The organism is Enterobacter sp. 01-M-02-SI-ECC, from assembly GCF_047530595.1.
GTDB classification, from domain to species: domain Bacteria; phylum Pseudomonadota; class Gammaproteobacteria; order Enterobacterales; family Enterobacteriaceae; genus Enterobacter; species Enterobacter cloacae_M.
This window is the reverse complement of the sequence record NZ_JBLKCZ010000002.1, coordinates 227,281-247,396: the sequence shown is the minus strand read 5'-3', so window position 1 is coordinate 247,396 and position 20,116 is coordinate 227,281. Positions and strand designations below refer to the sequence as shown.

The window sequence follows — 20,116 nt, the reverse complement described above, 5'->3', positions numbered from 1 at the left end:
ATATTCAGGCTTTGTTATATAAGGTTTTCGTTTTGCCTGTGGTACGCAGGCGTAATAAATAAGACAATTCCGCCCAAAACCCCGGCACGCGTAATATTTTACGCTGTACGTTTTTGGCGTCCTGGCACAATTCCAGATTATTAGACGTTGACACGCCGCCCATTGAGAATTCAGACACCAGCCCTTTAATTCGACGGAACGGATAACCTGATTTATACAGGCTGGCTGCCAGTGCATAATCGGAAGACACTTTATACTGTAAATCGTAAGGCTGTTTTTTCAGCCCCTTTACCGGGAAGAAAATGGCCTGATGGCTGGCCGGCAAGCTGTGATAGATATACCAGCCTGGCTTCGCGCTGCGGCACACTTTATGTCCGTCGCCAAAATCGAGCAGCGCATCGCCAATATACATGGCGTCCTCTTTCTGGCGAGCCAGCTGACGGGCAAACAGCGCCACGTCTTCATGGAAAATATCGCCCGAGTTCAGGAAGATGGCATAACGGCCTTGCGCCATGTTGATGCCTTTATTCATCGCATCATAGATGCCTTTATCTTTCTCGCTGATGTAGCGTAAGTTGAACTCACCGTTGAGTTTTTCCAGAAACTCCGCCGTGCCATCGTTCGAGCCGCCGTCGACCACAATCCACTCAAAGGTGAGGCTTGGATCGCGCGCCAGGTTGCGCAGCGAGCGCCAGGTTTTTACCACCCCTTCGTAATTACGAAAAGCGACAGTAATGACGCTAAGAAACATAAATCACCTCATTTCGTCATACGTTCGTAATATTAAGCGCCTTGCGCAGAATAAACGGACAGACAATCAAGAAAGCATATTCCGGGCTAAATATTGACCCGGTAAAAAACAGCGACACCGGAGTAAACAGATAAAGCTGAACGCGAAAGTTCTGGTTATCACCAAACGCGTTAATCATCATTTTGAAAACTTTAAACAGATACCACAGGGTCAACAGTACGGCGAACCACGAAAAATAAATAATTAACAGATACAGACCATTGTCTATGGTTTTACCGACATCCGCACCGTTAAAGATTCCGAATGATGCAACATATTCGTAAAGTGAGCCGAATCTTACTACCCCATCAATATGGGTTAAGGAATAACCCACCATCACCAGTGGCCCAATGATGCGATAATAGGACGAAGACCCTTCCGTTCCCAAATCACCCAGACGTTCTGAGATGTACGGGAAGGCAAATATCACGCCTACCATAAATACCGTCAGGGAGATAATCGCCAGCGGCAGTTTTTTCTTAATCGCATCTTTGTTCAGGTACTGGAACGCCCACTCCAGCAGGTAAAACAGGATAAATGTCATTACCCCTGAGAACGATCCAGACAGAACAATTCCTGCAAGAATCATAGCATCGGTCTTAGGCGTTTTGATACCAAACTGTTTGATGCTGAGCCAAATTGAGATTAACGCCAGAGCGAAAAACGCCGGTTCAAAATAGAGGGCCGTAGTACGCTTCCCGCCAAACTTGATGAAGTTCAATACATAGCTGTTACTGTAAATGAGATATTTCGAAATTATCTCCATCAGGCTGCTGCCGCCGGTGAGAATAATTTGCGCCATCTCCAGTGCGGCAAGCATAACAATTAACGCAACGGCAATATAAAAGAACCTAAGGATTTTCCGATAATTGTGCGGAGAAATAGTTTTAAACCGAATACTCCAGACCATTCCGATAATAATAACAATATAAACAAACAGCATGGTCGACGTGACGTATTTACTCGCATCCAGCGACTGGCCAAAGATGTAGTTAAACAGCGTCAGGCCCGTGCCCAGACCTAAGGCAATCATCAGCTTCTTGAGGTTGATTTTATCGACATACAACAGAAGCAGAACGGGCAGGAAGGTTACGATGGTTATCGGGAAGCTTTCGCCGAGCTGGGCAATTTTGACGTTGACCAGCAGGTAGATCAGCGGCAGCAGCAGATAACTACAGATTCTGATAGAACGAGACATATTCCTCCAGCATCTGTTGTCCACTGTAGGCCTTGCGGCTGCGGTTGCGGAACGATTCCAGGTCTGTGCCAAAAACGATCTCAGCAATCTGCGCCTTCGGCAGCTGTACCAGCGGCAGGACCTCCTGCTCCGTGAAGGTTTTCCCGCCGGACTTTTCCAGCACTTCGCGCGCCGCATCGCTGTGGGTGGCGATCACCGGCACGCCGATAGAGAGCGCTTCGCAGAGGATCAGCGGGTAGTTATCCACGCGGGAGCTGAACACCAGCGCGTCCATTTCATTCAGCGCACTCATCAGCTTGCGCTTGTCGGTCTCAAACCCGTGGTTCACCACGTTGGCCCCTTCGAATGGTGAAAACTTGCCGAAGGTGTGAAGCTCTATCTTGTCACCCAGCGCCATCATGTCGCGCACCAGCTGCTGGTTGGTTTTACCGTCGTAACGCAGGTCATGCGCAACGATAGCAATTTTCGGTTTGCCCGCGGTTTCGGCCACCGGAGTCAGCTCGGCAAGAATGGCTTCCGTCGCTACGTCGATGCCGTTGTTGATAATCTGACAGCGCCCTGCCCCGTACAGGCTGTTGAAGGCATCGGCCACGTGCTGGCTCGGGGAGATAAACGTACAGCCGAGCGAGAGCATGTCGCGGAACAGCTGACGCTTTCCGGCCACCAGCTGATGCGCGCGATCCACCTTCACCGGCGGGTAGTTGCTTAACGTCGGGCACTTCTGGCAGTTATCTTTCCAGCCTTCGCAGCCGTCGGTAAACGCGCAGCGTCCGGTCACGCTCCAGTGATCGTGCAGCGTCCAGACGAATCGGGTGTCGGGCTTGTGGGCTTGCACCTTCTGACAAAACGCCACCACCTCTTCCAGATTCAGCCAGTAGCTGTGCAGCACGTGAAAATGCAGCACAACCGGGCCGGTCGTGCGCGTCACGGTGCGGTAAAGGTTGTTCAGGTTGCCAAACAGATCGCGGTTAAACAGGCGGAACAGCGCAATGTTGGCAATCGAGGTCAGACGCGGCGTGTGCTTGTGCACCTGCGGGAAGTTATCGTGGCTGACGCTTTTCTTGCCGCCTTTGCCGTAGCCGTAAATAAAACGAGACTGTAGTCCTTTTTGCAGCGCGCGCTGGTGCAGATCCAGGGCCACGCCAGCCGCTCCGCCTTCTGCGAGGCGTACGTTAAATTGCAGAATGTTCATTTAATCACCTTCACGCGGGCTTTTTCTCCCACCACCAGCGCGTTATCCGGAATGCTGTCCAGCACTACGCTGCCAGCACCAATCGTGACGTTATTACCAATCGTAATGTCACCGATGATTACCACGTTCGCCCCCAGCTCGACGTTATTGCCGATGACCGGGCAGGCCAGGCTGTCAGGCCCGCGGTTGCCAATGGTGACCGCATGACGAATGGTGAAATCATCCCCGGCGACCACAAACTTGTTGATCACCACCGCATAGCCGTGATGGATGGTAAAGCGGCGGCCAATGGTGGCAGCGGCCTGAATTTCATAGCCAAAAAAGCATTCGGTAATGATGCGGTACAGCACCAGCACGGGCGCCGCCCAGATATTGTTCAGCACACTTTTCTTACGCCACACCGAGCAAAAGTGCGCGATGCGGTACGCCAGAACCATGCAGCACGGACGCAGGCTCCAGCTGTTAGCGCGGCAATCTTCCAGAAACATTATTTCCCCCGAAGTCCATCAGCCAGGCGCTTGCCGTTACGCACTGACAGCAGCGTCAGCAGCGTGCGCCAGTTCATGCGCTTATTGCGGATCTGATAGAGGGTAAAGAGCTGATATTTACGGCTGGCACGGTCAAATTTGTCCTTGTGCTTGCGGTAAAAATGGAAGTAGCCCGAGAACTTCTTCGGCGACGAGGTGATCTGCATCTCCCCGTGGTTGATGTGCAGGATCTGCGTGGCCTCTTCCACTTTCCACGGCTCGCCATACTCCACCACCATCCGCAGGAAGATGTCGTAATCCTGCGCGGCCTTCAGTTCGGTATCGAACAGGCACTCTTTAAAGCGCCACGCCCAGGTGAAGACCTGGTTACCAATGATGTTGCGCTTGTAAAACAGGCGTCGAGAGTACGGTGATTTCGGGTACAGCGGCAGGCTCGCGGGCTGCGAGTACACCTCGCCCTGACAGACATAGTCGTTGGCATACAGGAAAGCGTGCGTGACCAGCTGCTCTTTATGCGACAGGAAAATAGACAGGCGGTTCGGCGTCCATTCGTCATCGTCGTCGATCCCGGTCAGATACTGCCCTTTGGCCTGCATAATCGCCTGATTACGTACAGCGCAGGCGCCGGAGTTAATCGCGTTATGCGTATAGACCACCCGCGGGTCGTTGAGGTCAGTCACGAATTTTTGCAGCTGTTCATACGAGGAAGAGCAGTCATCCACGATGATCAGCTCCCAGTTATCGTAATCCTGTCGCAGGACGGATTTGATGGCGCGGATCGCCAGCTGCTGACGATTCCATGTCGGCATATAGATTGATACTAAAGGGCGTTGTGTGGTCATCTTTTCCCCTCACCCCGGCCCTCTCCCCACAGGGGAGAGGGTGAAAGGCAGCCAGTGGTTATCATTACGTTCGTCCCCCAAATCCCGCACCGAACTGTCCCCTCGCCCCTTTGGGGAGAGGGTTAGGGTGAGGGGGTGGGGTGTGTTTTGTTATTTACTGTCAGATTTATATTCGTACTCGTAATAGCCGTAATCCTGGTACCCGGTCGCGCGGCGGAAGATGGAGTTCAGGATCACCCCTTTCACCTCAATCCCGTTCTGCTCGAATCGGCTCAGGCTGGTTTCCACCTCTTTCAGGGTGTTCACCGCGTAACGCGCTACCATCAGCGTGGTGCCCGCGTGGCGGCCAACGACGGCCGCGTCGGTCACCGCCAGAATTGGCGGCGTATCGATCAGCACCAGGTCGTAATTTTTGCTCGCCCACTCAATCAACTGGGTGAAACGTTCGCTCATCAGCAGCTCGGACGGGTTAGGCGGCACCTGACCGCGAGGGATCAGGTCAAATTTCGGCACCGTTGTAGGTTTCGCGCTCTGGCTGATTTCACCTTTACCGAGCAGAATTTCCGACAGACCGTTAACGTTGTTGGTGCCCAGCAGCTCGTGGGTGTAGCCCTTACGCATATCGCAGTCGATCAGCAGCACGCGCTTGTTGGTCTGGCTGACCACCGCCGCCAGGTTGGCGCAGACGAAGGTTTTACCAATCGACGGGCTGACGCCGGTTAACATCAGGACGTTGTTTTTGGCCTGCATCATGGCGAAGTGCAGGCTGGTACGCAGGCTACGGATCGCTTCGATGGCGAGGTCGGTCGGGTTACCCACCGCCAGAAGCTGGCTCTGTTTGTAACGCTTGACGCCCTTGATGGTTTTGACGCTGTCGCGGGATTTTTGCCACTCGGACAGCGGAATGCTGGCATAGACGTTGATACCGCTCTCTTCCAGCACCTGCGGGCTTTCGATACCGCGGTTGAACAGCGAACGCAGCAGCACGCCCACGATGGAGAGCATTAGGCCGAGAATAATGCTGCCGAGAATAATCAGCGCTTTCTTCGGCTTCAGCACGCCAGGCTGGGTAATGGCCGGGTCAACGATGCGCACGTCACCGACGGTACTGGCTTCGGTGATTTTCAGCTCCTGCTGCTTGTTCAGCAGCTGCATGTAAACCTGCTGTCCGGACTCCACGTCGCGGGTCAGACGCACGATCTCCTGCTGCGTTTTCGGCATCGCGGTCACGCGGTCATTGAGCTTCGCCTTCTCCTCTTCCAGCGTGCGGCGTTTCTCCAGCAGCGTGCGGTAGGCCGGGTGACGTTTGGTATAAAGCTTGGAAATCTCCGCCTCTTTGAAGGTCAGCTCGTTGAGCTGCGCATCAATGTTGACCATCGAATCGAGGACCGATTTCGCCTCCAGCGGCAGGTCAACGGAGTCTTTATCCTGACGATAGGCGTTCAGCTTGTTCTCGGCATCATCCAGACGGGCGCGCACTTCCGGGAGCTGTTTCGCGAGGAAGGCCAGGCTTTTCGCCGCTTCTGCCGACTTACGCTCAACGTTCTGCTCAAGATAGTTGCGGGTAATGCTGTTCAGGATGTCGCGGATTTGATCCTTATCTTCACCGGTAAAGGTCATGCTCAGCACGCCGGTGTCCTTACCGTTTTCGGTGACGGTCAGGTTGTTTTGCAGATTGTTGATCATCCCCAGGGTGGAGAATTTAGTGACGGTGAATTCGCCGCCCTCCTGGGCGTTGATGGCGCTAACCATCATGCTGACACCGTCTTTGGTCAGCATCTGCCCCACTTTGCCGCGCGCGTTAAAACCTGCGTCGCTGGTTAGCTGGTACTGTTTCGGGCCAAGCACCTTCAGGGTAAACGTCTGATCGCCTGCCCCTTTCGGCAGCACGAAGTCAGTGACTTTCACCGTGTCGTTGTTTCGCCCCATCAGACGATCCCAGCCGGCACCAAAGACCGGGAAGGTATTTTTGGTGACGGAGATATCGAGTCCGAGGTCGTGAACCGTTTTACCCAGCACCAGGCGTGACTGGATGAGCTGAATTTCGGCGTCGGATGCCGGCGGCTTGTTCGCCAGCGCGGAACCAATGTCCTGCACCAGCGAGTTGCCGGTATTCTGCTCGATCTGTACCAGCGCGTCGGCGCTGTAGATAGGGGTGGCGAACAGCGTATAGACGACGGCCGCCGCGGCGAACACGGCGGTAATGCCCAGCACCCACCACTTTGCCTCTACAACAGTGCCGACCAGGCGCCCAATATCAATTTCATCACTGCCCGAAGTCGGGGCGGCAGAAGGTCTCGTTTTTTCTGTCATTGTTATCCCTGCTGAACTTTCAGTGCCTGCGCCCACTGTTGGGCAGACTGGTCAAGTAAGGTGTAAACCGCCTCAAAGGCCTCATGGCTTTTGCGATACGGATCGGGGATTTCACGTTCATTGTCCCAGTGACCAAACAGCATCACCTTGCCGCGCATCTCCGGAGCGATATCGCAAAGCGCATGAATATGGCGTTTTTCCATCGTCAGGATCAGGTCATACTCCCGGCACATGCGGCCAGTGACCTGGCGGGCCACGTGGCCGTCGAGAGAGAGGTGATGATCCCGCGCCACGCTCGTTGCGCGCTCATCGGCACCTTTACCGACCAGTGCACCCAGCCCTGCCGAATCAACGGTCAGTTCGGGCTGGTAGTGTTTCAACAACCGTTCAGCCGTAGGAGAACGGCAAATGTTCCCCACGCATACCACCAGAATTTTGTTAAACATCGCGGATTACCAGGTATGAATGTCGCGCGCCGTATCCGTCATGTAGCGAACGCCACTGATGGTTGGCAGCAACTGGTTGATCAGACGGTTCCAGCGGGCAACCGGCGCGGTGGTGACATACACCACATCGTATGGCTGGAGACGGAACTCCGTTGCCATCACCAGAGAGGTCGCATCGGACATATCCAGCTGGTAGATGTTGGCAATCTTGCCTTTCGCACTGCCCTCACCTTTCAGCGGACGGATAACGAAGATACCGGTCGCGTTAGAGGTCGTCAGATCGATACCCTCAGCATTGCCCAGCGCTTCGGTCAGCGTCATACCGCTGAAGTCCATTTTGAGGGTGCTCTGTTTCTTCACTTCACCCATCACGAAGACTTTCAGATCGTCATTGCGCGGCACGTAGAGAATGTCGCCCGGATAGAGCAGGCGGTTCTGGGTCAGATCGCCGTTTTGCATCAGCGCCTGCAGCGAAATGCGCTGCTCCTTCCCGTTGTGGGTGAGCACGACGTTGCGCCAGTCGGCGCCGTCGGTTAACCCGCCCGCGGCGTTGATGGCATCCAGTACGGTCAGAGGAACGTTGGTGATGGCCTGCTGGCCGGATTTGTTCACCTGGCCGGAGATATAGGCTTTTTGCGAGCGGAATGCGGCGATATTAACGTCCACCTGCGGATCGGCGATGTACTGCGCTAAGCGGCCGGTAATATCACTACGTATCTCGGCAAGCGTTTTCCCTGCAACATGGACTTTACCAATGTAGGGATAGAACATGGTGCCATCTGACTGCACCCAGTTACCGGTGTCGCTTGAGCTTCGGTACTGGCCCGCTGGCGTGGTCAGTTCAGGGTGGTCCCAGACGGTCACGTTGATCACGTCACCCGGCCCCACGCGATACTGGTAGGACGCAATTTCCTGGTCCAGCGACATATTCGGCTGGGCAACATTCGGACGTGGACGTAATTGTTCGACCAGACGAGGCGTAAGTGGATAAACATTCACCATTTTGTCGAGATCAAAATCGGCATCCTGTTGCTTGATCACATCCTTACCCATTGTTGACATATTGCTGCCGGGAAAGACCGTGCAACCACTCATCAAGGTCACAGACACCAATAATGGCATCAATTTCATTTTGGATTTCATCATTGATTATTTATCACTTTGGCAGAGTAATTATCCTGTGCAATTTAAATAAGCTCGAGTCGTATTGGGTTTCAGCATGCAGTTAATCAAATAGAAATATAACTGGCATCAGTCCTAAAAAAAGCTTATTCATCCATTGGCTATTGACAGAATAATCGAGGCTGATTCACACGCTTTCAGGCACGCTACCGCCCTTGGCTTTCAGTTACCAATCCACTGACTAAACAATGTGTTATGGATAGACACCCTCTTGAGCAAGGTCTTCTGGAAATATATCAGTCGCTTGAGAAACCCGACGGATAATGAATAACCATCCCTGAAGACAGAACATTAATAGCAACACCGAGATTTAACATTTGATGCTGGGAGAATTGTTGCAGCTAACCTAATAGCAGGCAAGGAGACAACTGTCCTAATATTGGTTTTTAAGATTAATATTAAGAGCAAATTTTTGAACTTTTAGGATTTTCTTTATATTGACAAAATAAGAGTAAAAATCAGTCCCTGCGATATATCCTAAAATGCCTTCCTTGTAATTAAATATACGTATTTCGCTTATTTACACCCTATTGAGAATGCTCTCTTTATTACCCGTCGTATTAAGAGAAATCTCAGCCCGGCATTGCAATTTCCCCCAGCTTTATCCATGATCGAAGTGTGACATTCGTCATATAACAGAAGGTATTGCTATTACTATGGAATGGATTGCCGATCCCTCAATCTGGGCCGGGCTGGTTACGCTGGTCGTCATCGAGCTCGTGCTCGGGATTGATAATCTGGTTTTTATCGCCATCCTCGCTGAAAAACTGCCCCCTTCCCAGCGCGACCGCGCGCGCGTGACGGGCCTGCTGCTGGCGATGGTGATGCGGTTACTGCTGCTGGCCTCTATCTCCTGGCTGGTGACGCTCACACAGCCTCTGTTCTCCATCCACGGTCTGAGTTTTAGCGCCCGCGATCTGATCATGCTCTTAGGCGGGTTGTTCCTGCTGTTCAAAGCCACGGTGGAGCTCAACGAGCGGCTGGAGGGCAAAGACAGCGAGAATCCAACCCAGCGCCGCGGGGCGAAATTCTGGCCGGTAGTGGCGCAAATCGTGGTGCTGGATGCGGTCTTTTCTCTCGACTCGGTGATCACCGCCGTCGGGATGGTGGACCACCTTGCGGTGATGATGGCGGCGGTGATTATTGCCATCACGCTGATGGTCATGGCCAGCAAGGCGCTGACCCGCTTTGTGAACAGTCACCCGACCATCGTGATCCTCTGCCTGAGCTTCCTGCTGATGATTGGCTTTAGCCTGGTGGCCGACGGTTTTGGCTTCCATATTCCGAAAGGCTACCTGTACGCCGCCATCGGCTTCTCCGTCATGATTGAAGCGCTCAACCAGCTGGCGATATTTAACCGCCGCCGCTTCCTGTCCGCGAATCAGACCCTGCGTCAGCGTACTGCCGACACGGTTATGCGCCTGCTAAGCGGTAAGAAAGAGGATGCGGAGCTGGATGCCGAATCCTCCGCCATGCTGGCCGATCACAGCGACGGGCTGATCTTCGACCCGCAGGAACGACGGATGATCGAGCGGGTGCTTAATCTGAATCAGCGGACGGTCAGCAGCATCATGACCTCGCGGCATGATATTGAGCATATCGACCTGACGGCACCGGAAGAGCATATTCGCGCCCTGCTGGATAAAAACCAGCACACCCGCGTGGTGGTGACCGGCGGTGAAGAGGAAGAGGAGCTGCTGGGCGTGGTGCACGTAATTGACCTGCTCCAGCAGCAGCTTCACGGCGAGGCGCTCAACCTGCGCGTACTGGTACGCCAGCCGCTGGTCTTCCCTGAGGGGCTACCGCTGCTTTCCGCCCTTGAGCAATTCCGTAACGCGCGCACGCACTTTGCCTTTGTGGTGGATGAGTTTGGTTCGGTGGAAGGGCTGGTCACGCTCAGCGACGTAATGGAAACCATCGCCGGTAATCTGCCTAACGAGGTGGATGAGATTGACGCCCGCCATGATATTCAGAAAAACGCAGACGGCTCGTGGACGGCAAACGGCCATATGCCGCTGGAAGACCTGGTGCAATACGTGCCGCTGCCGCTGGATGAAAAACGGGAGTATCACACTATTGCCGGCCTGCTGATGGAATATTTGCAGCGTATCCCGCAGCCGGGAGAAGAGGTTCAGGTGGGCGACTATCTGCTCAAAACGCTGCAGATTGAAAACCATCGCGTGCAGAAGGTTCAGCTCATTCCGCTGCGGGATGAGGAAGAACTGGATTTTGAGGTTTAGGTAAAACAAAACGGCAACCCGGTTGCCGTTTTTAGTGTTTGCTCCCTCTCCCGTGGGAGAGGGCCGGGGTGAGGGCATCAGGCCGCAACGTCACCCGGCGCAACGGACATCAAAGCTTATCCAGCAGCTTCTTAACGTCCTTACCGTCCTGTGAATCTTTATTGCGTTCCGCCCAGCCGCTAAGCCGACGTTTCGCTTCATCCTGCAGATGCTTGCGCAGGATCTGATCCACCTCCAGACGGTAATTCAGGGCCTGCCATTTGCCGTATACGGTCAGCGGGACCGGCGTCTCTTTCAGGAAGTCGATGAGCTTGCTTTCACCCTGCCAGCCGGAAAGTACGCGCACGTTAAAGCGCGTGTCCGCGGTTTCTTTCACCAGATCCAGCTTACCTTCACCGGTCATTGATAAGAGTGAAGAAGTACCCTGCATTCCGTCGAGAGTAAGTTGTCCGTTGTCCAGCGTCAGGTCCGTGGTGAAGCTGTCGAGGCGCGTGGCGCTGTCGTAGTTATCCTGGGCCTTCACATCGCTGCTGCGCTCGACCGCCTGCTGCACCAGCTGCTGGAAGTTAAGCCCTTCCATACGGGAATTTTTCAGATCAAGATGCGCCTGTCCCTGCCACTCGCGGCGGAAAGCATCGGCATCAATTTTCGTGCCTGAGAAGTCACCCGCGAGCGTCAACTGCCCCGTCAGGGATATCGGATAATTAAACGCGTTCAGGATGGTGCCTATCTCAACGTTGTCGAGACGCGGCTGGAATTCGGCGCTGGCTTCGTCTTTACGGACGTCGAGCGTGCCGGGCAGCGAGAGGCTGCCTGCGCCCATCTTTCCGCTCAGCTCGGAGATCACCAGCAAACCGTTATGGTTAAACATCTGGCTGCTCACGTCGCTAAAATCAATGCCGCGCCAGCGCAGGCTATTGGCTTTCAGCAGAATATCCGCCGTGAACCCGCGCAGGGCGTTATAGTCAGGCTGATCGAGATTAGACGAGATTACCGGACGTGATACCGGTGCCTGGCTTTGCCCCGTCTGCGTGGCATCGCTGTCCGTGGCGCTGGCGGGCAGAGGCGGCAGCAGATTTTCCAGGTTGAGCTTGTCAAACTGCAGATTCAGCACCCACTTCGGCTTCTCTTCGAGCGTGACGCTCGCCTGCCCCTTCAGGCTACTGTCATTTGCCTGCAGGTTGAGATTATCCAGCTCCAGCTGCTTTTGCTCTTCGCGCCACACGGCCTGCAGCGTTCCCTGCCCTGTGATCCCCTGGGTGGGAAGATCGGCACCCGTCAGCTGCCAGTTCAGCTGCTGGATGTCGGCCGTAAGCTGGTGCGGATAGTCTGAGGCGTTCACATTAGCATTCAGCGACAGGGTCAAATCACGCTGATCGCGGTTCACGCGCCCGCTAAATTCCAGCGACGCAAGATGATGAGCATCCTGTTCCATCTGCAGGTTAATGTTGCGAATGGTCACCTGCTCCTGGTGCTCATGCTGGAAAACCAACACGCTATCGGCAACTTTCAGCTTGCCGATATCAAAGGACCAGCCGGTATCGGACGGATCATCAGGCAGAGTATTTTCGCGCGGCGCAACCGGCGCACTGGCATCACGCACGGCTTCGGTTTGCGGGGTGAGCTGGATCACCGCGCCTTTCAGCATCACCTGCTTAACCTGCAGCTGATGGGAAATGAGCGGGAACAGCGCCACATCAAGGCGCATGTTGTCTGCGGACACCAGCGGCTGGGCCGCCCCCGGCGCCGTGAGCGACATGCGGCCAGAGAGAATGCTGAGCTGCGGCCAGACGTGCCAGCGCAGCGGCCCGTCAAGCTTCAGTTGATAACCACTGCGTGCCTCGACCTGCCGCACCATGTAAGCGCGGAAATCGTTGGGGTTAACCAGCAGAACCAACGCCGAAAGGCCAGCCACCAGCACCACCAGCAAAATCATCAGCGTTGTCAGAACTCTTCTCATGGCATCCTCAATGGGCTAACGATCAGTCTTTATCAATACGGCTGGCAACCGCGCCCTGCTGGTCGCGATATTTTGCGTCCTGCCGACGGTTGTAAGGACGATCTGCCGGGCCTGACAGAGGTTCAAAGCTCAACGCGCCGATCATCATGCCCGGGCGCAGCGCCAGCGGCAATTTACCGGCATTGAAGAATTCCAGCACGATACGCCCCGACCAGCCAGGATCGATACGGTGCGCGGTCACGTGAACCATCAGCCCCAGTCGCGCCAGCGAAGAACGGCCATCAAGCCAGCCAACCAGATCCGGAGGCAGGGTGACGGATTCAAACGTCACCGCCAGGGCCAGTTCACCTGGATGCAGATAAAAAGCTTCGCCTTCATCGATCACGATTTCGTCACTCATCACGCGATCGAGCGCGGCGCTGACTTCGTCCTTCGGCCCGCTAAGGTCAATGAACGGTGCTGTATGGCCGCTAAAGGTACGGAATTTATTGCCTAACCGCACATCAACGGTCACGCCATTGATACGCTCAACGGGTGGACGTGGGGTAATAGACAAACGGCCTTCATCCAGCCAGGCTTCTATATCGCGATCACAAAGACGCATGGCACTTTCTCCTTTCATGCATCGTACCCTGAGGCGTTAAGCGCTCAGGGTAAAACCAGGTTATCTCTGAACGGTACACAATTCGCGCGGCTTATTCAAAAAACTGGCTGATTTTCGCTTTTAAGATATCAATAGCAATGCGGTTTTTACCCCCGCGCGGCACGATGATATCGGCGTATTGTTTGGATGGCTCAATAAACTGCAGGAACATCGGGCGGACCGTTTTCTGGTATTGCGCCATGACTGAGTCCATCGAACGGCCGCGTTCATTCACGTCACGCTTGATGCGACGCATCAGGCAGATATCCAGCGGGGTATCAACGAAAATCGAGAAGTTCATGGATTCGCGCAGGCGGGCGTCGGTCAGCAGCAGGATGCCTTCAAGGATAATGACCTTTTTCGGCTCGATACGGATGGTTTCCTGGGTGCGGGTGTGTTCTACGTAACTGTAAACGGGCAGCTCAATCGCCTGGCCGCTCTTGAGCGCTTCTAAATGCTGGAACAGCAAGCTGTGATCCATTGCATTTGGGTGGTCATAGTTGGTTTTGACGCGCTCTTCCATCGACAGATGGGATTGATCTTTGTAATAGCTGTCTTCGGGAATGACGCCGATATGCTCATCACCTACTTGTTCACGCAGTTCGCGATAAAGCGTACTGGCAATTAGACTTTTACCTGAAGCCGATGCGCCGGCGATGCCTATAATGACGCACTGATGAGACTTATCAGTCATAAATTTAGCGACCTGATTAACCTGGATGTTAAGGAAGGACGACGCCGGAGCGTCAAACGCGGCAATTATAGGGATTTCGCGGGCGTGATACCAGTCGAAAGCACAGGTTCTGCGAGACTGGCCGAAAAGTGGCGCTTTATTCCCTGAGTGAAATTTAAATGAACGTTTTTTCAGCGTTTAACCGTTTTTTTTCACGGAGCCTCTATTTAATAAGTCTGTGGTGTCAAATTCTGAGCGGTCACCATATGAATTGTAAATTGTTTGTACTAGCATAAACCAAATTATCTAATTCACGCGTTCGGACATCTTCCCTGACGGCATGGCGTCTCTGGATAAAGCGGTAATGAATAAACAATACCAGCGGGTTTTGGTTACCACCCCACATCCTTTAATACGACTTGTCTGTCTGGGCCTGGTCACCTTTATCTTTACCTTATTTTCCCTGGAGCTCACCCGGTTCGGCACCCTGCTGGCCCCGCTCTGGTTCCCCACCGCCATTATGATGGTGGCGTTTTACCGCCATGCAGGAAAAATGTGGCCGGGAATCGCCCTGGCCTGTTCGTTTGGCAATATTCTGGCCACCTGGATGCTGTTTTCGTGGGGATCGATAAGCTTCACCTACACCTCAATTAACGTGGTTGAAGCTTTTACCGGTGCGCTATTACTTCGCAAATTGCTCCCGTGGTACAACCCGCTGCAGAATCTGAATGACTGGATCCGCGTGGCCATCGGCAGCGCAGTGATACCGCCGCTGGTGGGCGGCGTCCTGGTGTCTCTGCTGGCGCCCGGCCCTGAACCCCTGCGTAATTTCTTCGTCTGGGTGTTGTCCGAAGCGATTGGCGCACTGGCGGTGGTTCCGTTGGGGCTGTTATTTAAACCGCATTATCTGCTGCGCCACCGTGACCCGAGACTGCTCCTGGAAACCCTGACCACGCTGGCCGTAACGCTGGCCCTCAGCTGGGCAGCCATCACCTGGCTGCCGTGGCCTTTCACCTGCGTTATCGTTTTGCTTATGTGGAGCGCCGTGCGCCTGCCGCGAATGGAAGCGTTCCTGGTGTTTCTGGTCACCGTGATGGTTGTGTCGCTGATGATTGCCCAAAACCCGGTGGCGCTGACAACCCAGCACGTCGGGGCGATGCTGAACGCCCCCTGGCTGCCGTTCCTGATGCTGCTCCTGCCTGCCAACGTGATGACCATGGTGATGTACGCCTTCCGCGCAGAGCGCAAGCACATCACCGAAAGTGAGGAGCGCTTCCGCAATGCGATGGAGTATTCCGCCATCGGTATGGCGCTGGTCAGCATTGAGGGCAAATGGCTGCAGGCTAACAAGGCGCTGTGCAATTTCCTCGGTTACAGCCAGACGGAGCTTCAGTCGCTGACCTTCCAGCAGCTCACCTGGCCGGAAGATCTGCACACCGACCTTGAACAGCTCGAACAGCTGGTCAACGGCGACATCAATACCTATACCCTCGAGAAGCGCTATTACACCCGCAACGGGGAAGTAGTCTGGGCGCTTCTTGCCGTCTCCGTCGTGCGCCATGCCGACGGCTCGCCGCTCTATTTTATCGCCCAGATTGAAGACATTAACGACCTGAAGCAGACCGAGTGGGTCAACAAACGCCTGATGGAGCGCATTACGCTAGCTAACGAAGCGGGCGGCATCGGCATCTGGGAGTGGGATCTGGAGCCAGACATTATCAGCTGGGACAAGCGGATGTTTGAGCTATATGAAATCCCGCCGCACATCAAGCCTACCTGGCAGCTCTGGCACGACACGATGCTGCCGGAAGATCGTGCCCACGCCGAGCAGGTGCTGCGGGACTCGCTGATTTCCCGCCTGCCGTTTAAGCTGGAATTTCGCATCCGCGTGAAGGAAGGCGTGCGCCATATTCGCTCCCTGGCGAACCGGGTGCTCAATAAGCAGGGTGAAGTCGAACGGCTGCTCGGTATCAACATGGATATGACCGAGGTGAAGCAGCTCAACGAGGCCCTCTTCCAGGAAAAAGAGCGTCTGCACATTACCCTTGATTCCATCGGTGAAGCGGTGCTGTGTACCGATATCAACATGAACGTCACCTTTATGAACCCGGTGGCCGAGAAAATGAGCGGCTGGCTGCAGACCGAGGCTATCGGCCAGCCGATCCTGAAGGTGTTGCACATCACCTTTGGTGAAAAAGGGCCGCTGATGGAGAATATTCACAGCGGCGATATGTCCCGTTCCGATATCGATCAGGACGTGGTGCTGAACTGCCGTACCGGCGGTAATTTTGATATTCACTACAGCATTACGCCGCTCAGCACGCTGGACGGGCAGAATATTGGCTCGGTTATCGTGATTCAGGACGTGACCGAGTCGCGCAAAATGCTGCGTCAGCTGAGCTACAGCGCCTCCCACGATGCCCTGACCCATCTGGCAAACCGGGTCAGCTTCGAAAATCATCTTAAACGGCTTCTGCAGACCGTTCGCGAAACGCGCCAGCGTCATGCCCTGGTCTTTATCGATCTCGATCGCTTCAAAGCCGTCAACGATACGGCAGGCCATGCGGCGGGCGATGCCCTGCTGCGGGAACTCTCTTCGCTGATGTTGACCATGCTTCGCTCCAGCGACGTGCTGGCGCGTCTGGGTGGGGATGAGTTCGGATTACTGCTCCCGGACTGCAATATTGAAAGCGCGCGCTATATCGCCGGGCGCCTGATCCACACGATCAATGACTATCACTTTATGTGGGAAGGCCGTCTGCACCGGATCGGCGCCAGCGCAGGTATCACGCTGATTGATGAAAATAACCATCAGGCGTCAGAGGTAATGTCGCAGGCGGATATAGCCTGTTATGCCTCGAAAAACAGCGGGCGCGGCATGGTGACGGTTTACGAACCCCAGCAGGAGCGGGATCACAACACGCGCAGCATGATGTCGCTTGATGAACAGTGGCACATGATTAAAGACAATCACCTGATGATGATTGCCCGCAGCGTCGCCTCCCCGCGCATCCCGGAAAGCAGTAATTTCTGGCTGCTGTCGTTACGCCTGTGGACCAGCCAGGGCGAAGTCCAGGAGGAGCATGCCTTCCGCTCGGGCCTGGCAGAGCCTGAGCTTTTACATGCCCTCGACAGACGGATCTTTAGCGAGTTTTTCCGCACCTCAGCCGCCCAGATCGCCAGTAAAGGCATGGGAGTGGCACTGCCGCTCTCTGAGGCCGGTTTAGCCAGCGTAACGCTGGTCGATGAACTTCTCGACCTGCTGGATAAAAGCCCGATGCCGGGCCGTCTCCTGCATCTGGTTATCTCTGCCGACGTGGTGTGCAGCCCGGATAAAAACCTGCAGCGGAGTCTGCAAAAGCTTCGCCAGGCGGGCTGCCGCGTGATCTTCAGCCAGGTGGGTCGCGACATGAACGTCTTTACCCACCTGACCGCCAATATGGCCGACTATCTGATGCTGGACGCGGAGGTGGTAAGCAACGTGTATGGCAACCTGATGGATGAGATGATGGTGACCATTGTGCAGGGCCACGCCCAGCGTCTGGGGATGAAAACCATCGCGGGCCCGTGCAATCAGCCCATCATGATGGATACGCTCTCCGGCATCGGCATTGATTTTATCTATGGCGACACCATCGCCGAGCCGCAGCCGCTGGATCTACTGCTCAACACCAGCTATTTCGCCATCAACTGACGGTGCCCAGCCGTCGGTGTACCAGATGTGCAGCAGCGCGTAAGAGCGCCACGGCTGCCAGCGCTCGGCATAACGCCGAATTTGCGCGGGCGTCATCCCGGAAAAGCGTTGCTTAATCAGATAATCATCCGGCAGAAAGACATCTTTCGCCTGCCAGCCGCGCAGGGCCAGGTAGTTTGCCGTCCAGCGCCCTATCCCCGGCCGCTGCTGTAGCGCCTTCATCCCGGCCTCAATATTCTCGGGCGGGAAAAGCGGAAACGTCCCGTCGATGACCGACTGCGCCAGATGAATTAACGACTCCGCGCGTTTTACCGGCATGCCCAACGCCTTCAGCGCCAGCGGGTCCGCTGCCGCCAGCGCGTCCGGCGTGGGGAAACAGAGATACCCCGGACAATCCGCGATCGGCTCACCGCACAGCGCCACCACGCGCGACGTCAGTTTCGCCGCCATCGCCACGCTCACCAGCTGCCCGAGGATCGCCCGTACGCCCTGCTCGTACGCGTCCATCGCCCCCGGCAAACGCAAGCCCGGCCGGGCAGCACCGAGATCGCCCAGCGTATCCGCGATGTGCTGCGGGTTGCAGGCGAGATCGAACAGGCGCTCGATGCGTTCAAGGCACGTCTGCGCAACCGGAACTAACCCCGGACTGAGCGTCACGGTCAGCGTATGGGTGGCGATATCCGGCGTTACGCGAAATATCCCCTGATGCCCTTCACAGGCAAAACTGCGCTCGTAGTAGTCGCGTGTGACGGTTTCAATGCCCGTCACCGCACGCGCGCCGAGAAAGCCAAACATCCACTGCCAGTCGTAAGGGGGTTGCCAGTTCAGGGTGTACATCGTCTCTACTTTTGGGTTCTCCACAGCATAAACGGAAAGGTCCTGTTTCGCCTTGCTTTCATATTCCTGTTGTCGCCATGAAGACATTTCGTTAAAGTCTCGCCCCTTCTCACTGGCATGGGGATTCATCGTGTTTATTGGATTCGACTACGGTACGGCAAACTGCTCGGTTGCGATTATGCAAAACGGACAGCCACAGCTTCTGAAAATGGAAAAAGAGAGCACGCTGCTGCCGTCAATGCTCTGCGCGCCGACGCGTGAAGCGGTAAGCGAATGGCTGTTCCGCCACCATCAGGTTCCGGCCACGGCGGCGGAGACCCAGGCGCTGCTGCGCCGGGCGGTCAGCTTTAACCGTGAGGAAGACATCGACGTTTCGCCGTCCAGCGTGCAGTTCGGCCTCTCTTCGCTCGGGCACTACATTGAAGATCCTGAAGAGGTTTACTTCGTTAAGTCGCCAAAATCCTTCCTCGGCGCCAGCGGACTGAAGCCGCAGCAGGTGGCGATGTTCGAAGACCTGGTGTGCGCGATGATGCTGCATATTCGCAATCAGGCGCAGACGCAGGTTTCCGATGCGATTACCCAGGCGGTCATTGGCCGCCCGATCAACTTCCAGGGGCTGGGCGGCGGCGAGGCCAACCAGCAGGCGCAGGGGATCCTTGAACGCGCGGCGCACCGCGCAGGCTTCCGAGATGTGGTATTCCAGTACGAGCCGGTTGCCGCGGGGCTGGATTTTGAAGCCACGCTGACGGAAGAGAAGCGCGTATTAGTTGTGGATATCGGCGGTGGCACCACGGACTGCTCGCTGCTGCTGATGGGGCCGCAGTGGCATAACCGACGCGATCGTGAAAATAGCCTGCTCGGGCACAGCGGCTGTCGCGTAGGCGGTAACGATCTCGATATCGCGCTGGCATTCAAGAGCCTGATGCCGCTGCTCGGCATGGGCGGGCAAACCGAAAAAGGTATCGCCCTGCCGATCCTGCCGTGGTGGAACGCGATTGCCATTAACGACGTGCCTGCGCAGAGTGATTTTTACAGCACCGCCAACGGCCGCTTCCTTAACGATCTGGTGCGCGACGCGCAGGACGCCGAAAAAGTCGCCCTGCTGTATAAAGTGTGGCGTCAGCGCCTGAGCTACCGCGTGGTGCGCACTGCCGAAGAGAGCAAAATTGCCCTTTCCGACCGTGCTGAGCATGCGGTCTCCTTGCCGTTTATCAGCGACGATCTGGCCACTGCGATTTCGCAGGACGGGCTGGAGACGGCGCTCGCGCAGCCGCTACAGCGTATTCTTGAGCAGGTACAGCTGGCGCTGGAGAACGGCAAAGAGAAGCCGGATGTGATTTATCTGACGGGGGGAAGCGCCCGCTCGCCGCTGATCAAGAAAGCGCTGGCGGAACAGCTGCCGGGCATTCCGATTGCCGGTGGCGATGACTTTGGATCCGTTACCGCAGGCCTGGCACGCTGGGCGCAGGTGATGTTTAGCTAGCATTGTTGCGGTGCGGTCTGGTGCCCTCACCCCGGCCCTCTCCCACAGGGAGAGGGAGTAAACACCAAAAACGGCAACGGATGTTGCCGTTTTGCGTTTACCTCCATTCAGACCATTCCTGACAGTCTTCCATAT

Annotated in this window: 15 protein-coding genes; 3 read left to right on the top strand and 12 right to left on the bottom strand. The window is 55.4% G+C overall.

The genetic code is table 11. The annotated features are described in order from the left end of the window. Positions 1-4: 4 nt before the first annotated feature. From wcaE to ACMWLG_RS04240, 8 genes are all read right to left on the bottom strand, one after another. The gene (gene wcaE / locus ACMWLG_RS04275) at positions 5-751 is read right to left on the bottom strand and encodes a colanic acid biosynthesis glycosyltransferase WcaE (RefSeq protein WP_033145980.1); all 747 of its coding nucleotides are present in this window, start codon (positions 749-751) and stop codon (positions 5-7) included. A 16-nt stretch (positions 752-767) separates the two neighbouring features. After that, positions 768-1,988: a colanic acid polymerase WcaD gene (gene wcaD / locus ACMWLG_RS04270; RefSeq protein WP_029742034.1), complete on the bottom strand. Its 1,221-nt coding sequence runs from the start codon at positions 1,986-1,988 to the stop codon at positions 768-770. Further along, positions 1,963-3,180 (bottom strand): colanic acid biosynthesis glycosyltransferase WcaC, encoded by a 1,218-nt coding sequence (gene wcaC, locus ACMWLG_RS04265; RefSeq protein ID WP_032658829.1) that lies wholly within the window; start codon positions 3,178-3,180, stop codon positions 1,963-1,965. The genes wcaD and wcaC overlap by 26 nt, the downstream gene beginning before the upstream one ends. Then, the gene (gene wcaB / locus ACMWLG_RS04260) at positions 3,177-3,668 is read right to left on the bottom strand and encodes a colanic acid biosynthesis acetyltransferase WcaB (RefSeq protein WP_045403001.1); all 492 of its coding nucleotides are present in this window, start codon (positions 3,666-3,668) and stop codon (positions 3,177-3,179) included. Before wcaB ends, wcaC begins: the two co-directional genes overlap by 4 nt. Next, on the bottom strand, positions 3,668-4,510 hold the full coding sequence (wcaA, locus tag ACMWLG_RS04255; protein ID WP_023312403.1) for a colanic acid biosynthesis glycosyltransferase WcaA: 843 nt from the start codon (positions 4,508-4,510) through the stop codon (positions 3,668-3,670). Before wcaA ends, wcaB begins: the two co-directional genes overlap by 1 nt. A gap of 150 nt (positions 4,511-4,660) precedes the next feature. Next, on the bottom strand, positions 4,661-6,823 hold the full coding sequence (gene wzc, locus ACMWLG_RS04250; RefSeq protein WP_045619277.1) for a tyrosine-protein kinase Wzc: 2,163 nt from the start codon (positions 6,821-6,823) through the stop codon (positions 4,661-4,663). 2 nt (positions 6,824-6,825) lie between these two features. Next, entirely contained in the window at positions 6,826-7,269 is a 444-nt protein-coding gene (gene wzb, locus ACMWLG_RS04245; protein ID WP_023312405.1) for a low molecular weight protein-tyrosine-phosphatase Wzb, read from the bottom strand. A gap of 6 nt (positions 7,270-7,275) precedes the next feature. Beyond that, positions 7,276-8,415: a polysaccharide export protein gene (locus ACMWLG_RS04240; protein ID WP_014170829.1), complete on the bottom strand. Its 1,140-nt coding sequence runs from the start codon at positions 8,413-8,415 to the stop codon at positions 7,276-7,278. Positions 8,416-9,107: 692 nt separating this feature from the next. Between ACMWLG_RS04240 and ACMWLG_RS04235 the strand changes: the two genes are divergently transcribed. Then, positions 9,108-10,691, top strand: a complete 1,584-nt coding sequence (locus ACMWLG_RS04235) for a TerC family protein (protein WP_045402996.1) — start codon at positions 9,108-9,110, stop codon at positions 10,689-10,691. A gap of 109 nt (positions 10,692-10,800) precedes the next feature. Here the strand turns inward: ACMWLG_RS04235 and asmA are convergent, their stop codons facing one another. From asmA to udk, 3 genes are all read right to left on the bottom strand, one after another. Continuing rightward, positions 10,801-12,651, bottom strand: a complete 1,851-nt coding sequence (asmA, locus tag ACMWLG_RS04230) for an outer membrane assembly protein AsmA (protein ID WP_045402993.1) — start codon at positions 12,649-12,651, stop codon at positions 10,801-10,803. A gap of 22 nt (positions 12,652-12,673) precedes the next feature. Next, complete coding sequence (gene dcd, locus ACMWLG_RS04225; protein WP_023312408.1) at positions 12,674-13,255, bottom strand: dCTP deaminase; 582 nt, start codon at positions 13,253-13,255, stop codon at positions 12,674-12,676. Positions 13,256-13,346: 91 nt separating this feature from the next. Continuing rightward, positions 13,347-13,988, bottom strand: a complete 642-nt coding sequence (gene udk, locus ACMWLG_RS04220; RefSeq protein ID WP_008500855.1) for a uridine kinase — start codon at positions 13,986-13,988, stop codon at positions 13,347-13,349. A 343-nt stretch (positions 13,989-14,331) separates the two neighbouring features. Between udk and ACMWLG_RS04215 the strand changes: the two genes are divergently transcribed. Further along, positions 14,332-17,661 (top strand): diguanylate cyclase, encoded by a 3,330-nt coding sequence (locus ACMWLG_RS04215; RefSeq protein WP_045402990.1) that lies wholly within the window; start codon positions 14,332-14,334, stop codon positions 17,659-17,661. Here the strand turns inward: ACMWLG_RS04215 and alkA are convergent. Continuing rightward, positions 17,626-18,498, bottom strand: coding sequence for a DNA-3-methyladenine glycosylase 2 (alkA, locus tag ACMWLG_RS04210; protein ID WP_045402987.1), 873 nt, complete (start codon positions 18,496-18,498; stop codon positions 17,626-17,628). The genes ACMWLG_RS04215 and alkA overlap by 36 nt on opposite strands. Before the next feature lie 130 nt (positions 18,499-18,628). Between alkA and yegD the strand changes: the two genes are divergently transcribed. Further along, entirely contained in the window at positions 18,629-19,981 is a 1,353-nt protein-coding gene (yegD, locus tag ACMWLG_RS04205) for a molecular chaperone (protein WP_045402984.1), read from the top strand. Positions 19,982-20,116: the final 135 nt, after the last annotated feature.

Bases quoted from the DNA above. Each gene is read 5' to 3' on its own strand.
- wcaE (WP_033145980.1), bottom strand. From the start codon at position 751: ATGTTTCTTAGCGTCATTACTGTCGCTTTTCGTAATTACGAAGGGGTG.
- wcaD (WP_029742034.1), bottom strand. From the start codon at position 1,988: ATGTCTCGTTCTATCAGAATCTGTAGTTATCTGCTGCTGCCGCTGATC.
- wcaC (WP_032658829.1), bottom strand. From the start codon at position 3,180: ATGAACATTCTGCAATTTAACGTACGCCTCGCAGAAGGCGGAGCGGCT.
- wcaB (WP_045403001.1), bottom strand. From the start codon at position 3,668: ATGTTTCTGGAAGATTGCCGCGCTAACAGCTGGAGCCTGCGTCCGTGC.
- wcaA (WP_023312403.1), bottom strand. From the start codon at position 4,510: ATGACCACACAACGCCCTTTAGTATCAATCTATATGCCGACATGGAAT.
- wzc (WP_045619277.1), bottom strand. From the start codon at position 6,823: ATGACAGAAAAAACGAGACCTTCTGCCGCCCCGACTTCGGGCAGTGAT.
- wzb (WP_023312405.1), bottom strand. From the start codon at position 7,269: ATGTTTAACAAAATTCTGGTGGTATGCGTGGGGAACATTTGCCGTTCT.
- ACMWLG_RS04240 (WP_014170829.1), bottom strand. From the start codon at position 8,415: ATGATGAAATCCAAAATGAAATTGATGCCATTATTGGTGTCTGTGACC.
- ACMWLG_RS04235 (WP_045402996.1), top strand. From the start codon at position 9,108: ATGGAATGGATTGCCGATCCCTCAATCTGGGCCGGGCTGGTTACGCTG.
- asmA (WP_045402993.1), bottom strand. From the start codon at position 12,651: ATGAGAAGAGTTCTGACAACGCTGATGATTTTGCTGGTGGTGCTGGTG.
- dcd (WP_023312408.1), bottom strand. From the start codon at position 13,255: ATGCGTCTTTGTGATCGCGATATAGAAGCCTGGCTGGATGAAGGCCGT.
- udk (WP_008500855.1), bottom strand. From the start codon at position 13,988: ATGACTGATAAGTCTCATCAGTGCGTCATTATAGGCATCGCCGGCGCA.
- ACMWLG_RS04215 (WP_045402990.1), top strand. From the start codon at position 14,332: ATGAATAAACAATACCAGCGGGTTTTGGTTACCACCCCACATCCTTTA.
- alkA (WP_045402987.1), bottom strand. From the start codon at position 18,498: ATGTACACCCTGAACTGGCAACCCCCTTACGACTGGCAGTGGATGTTT.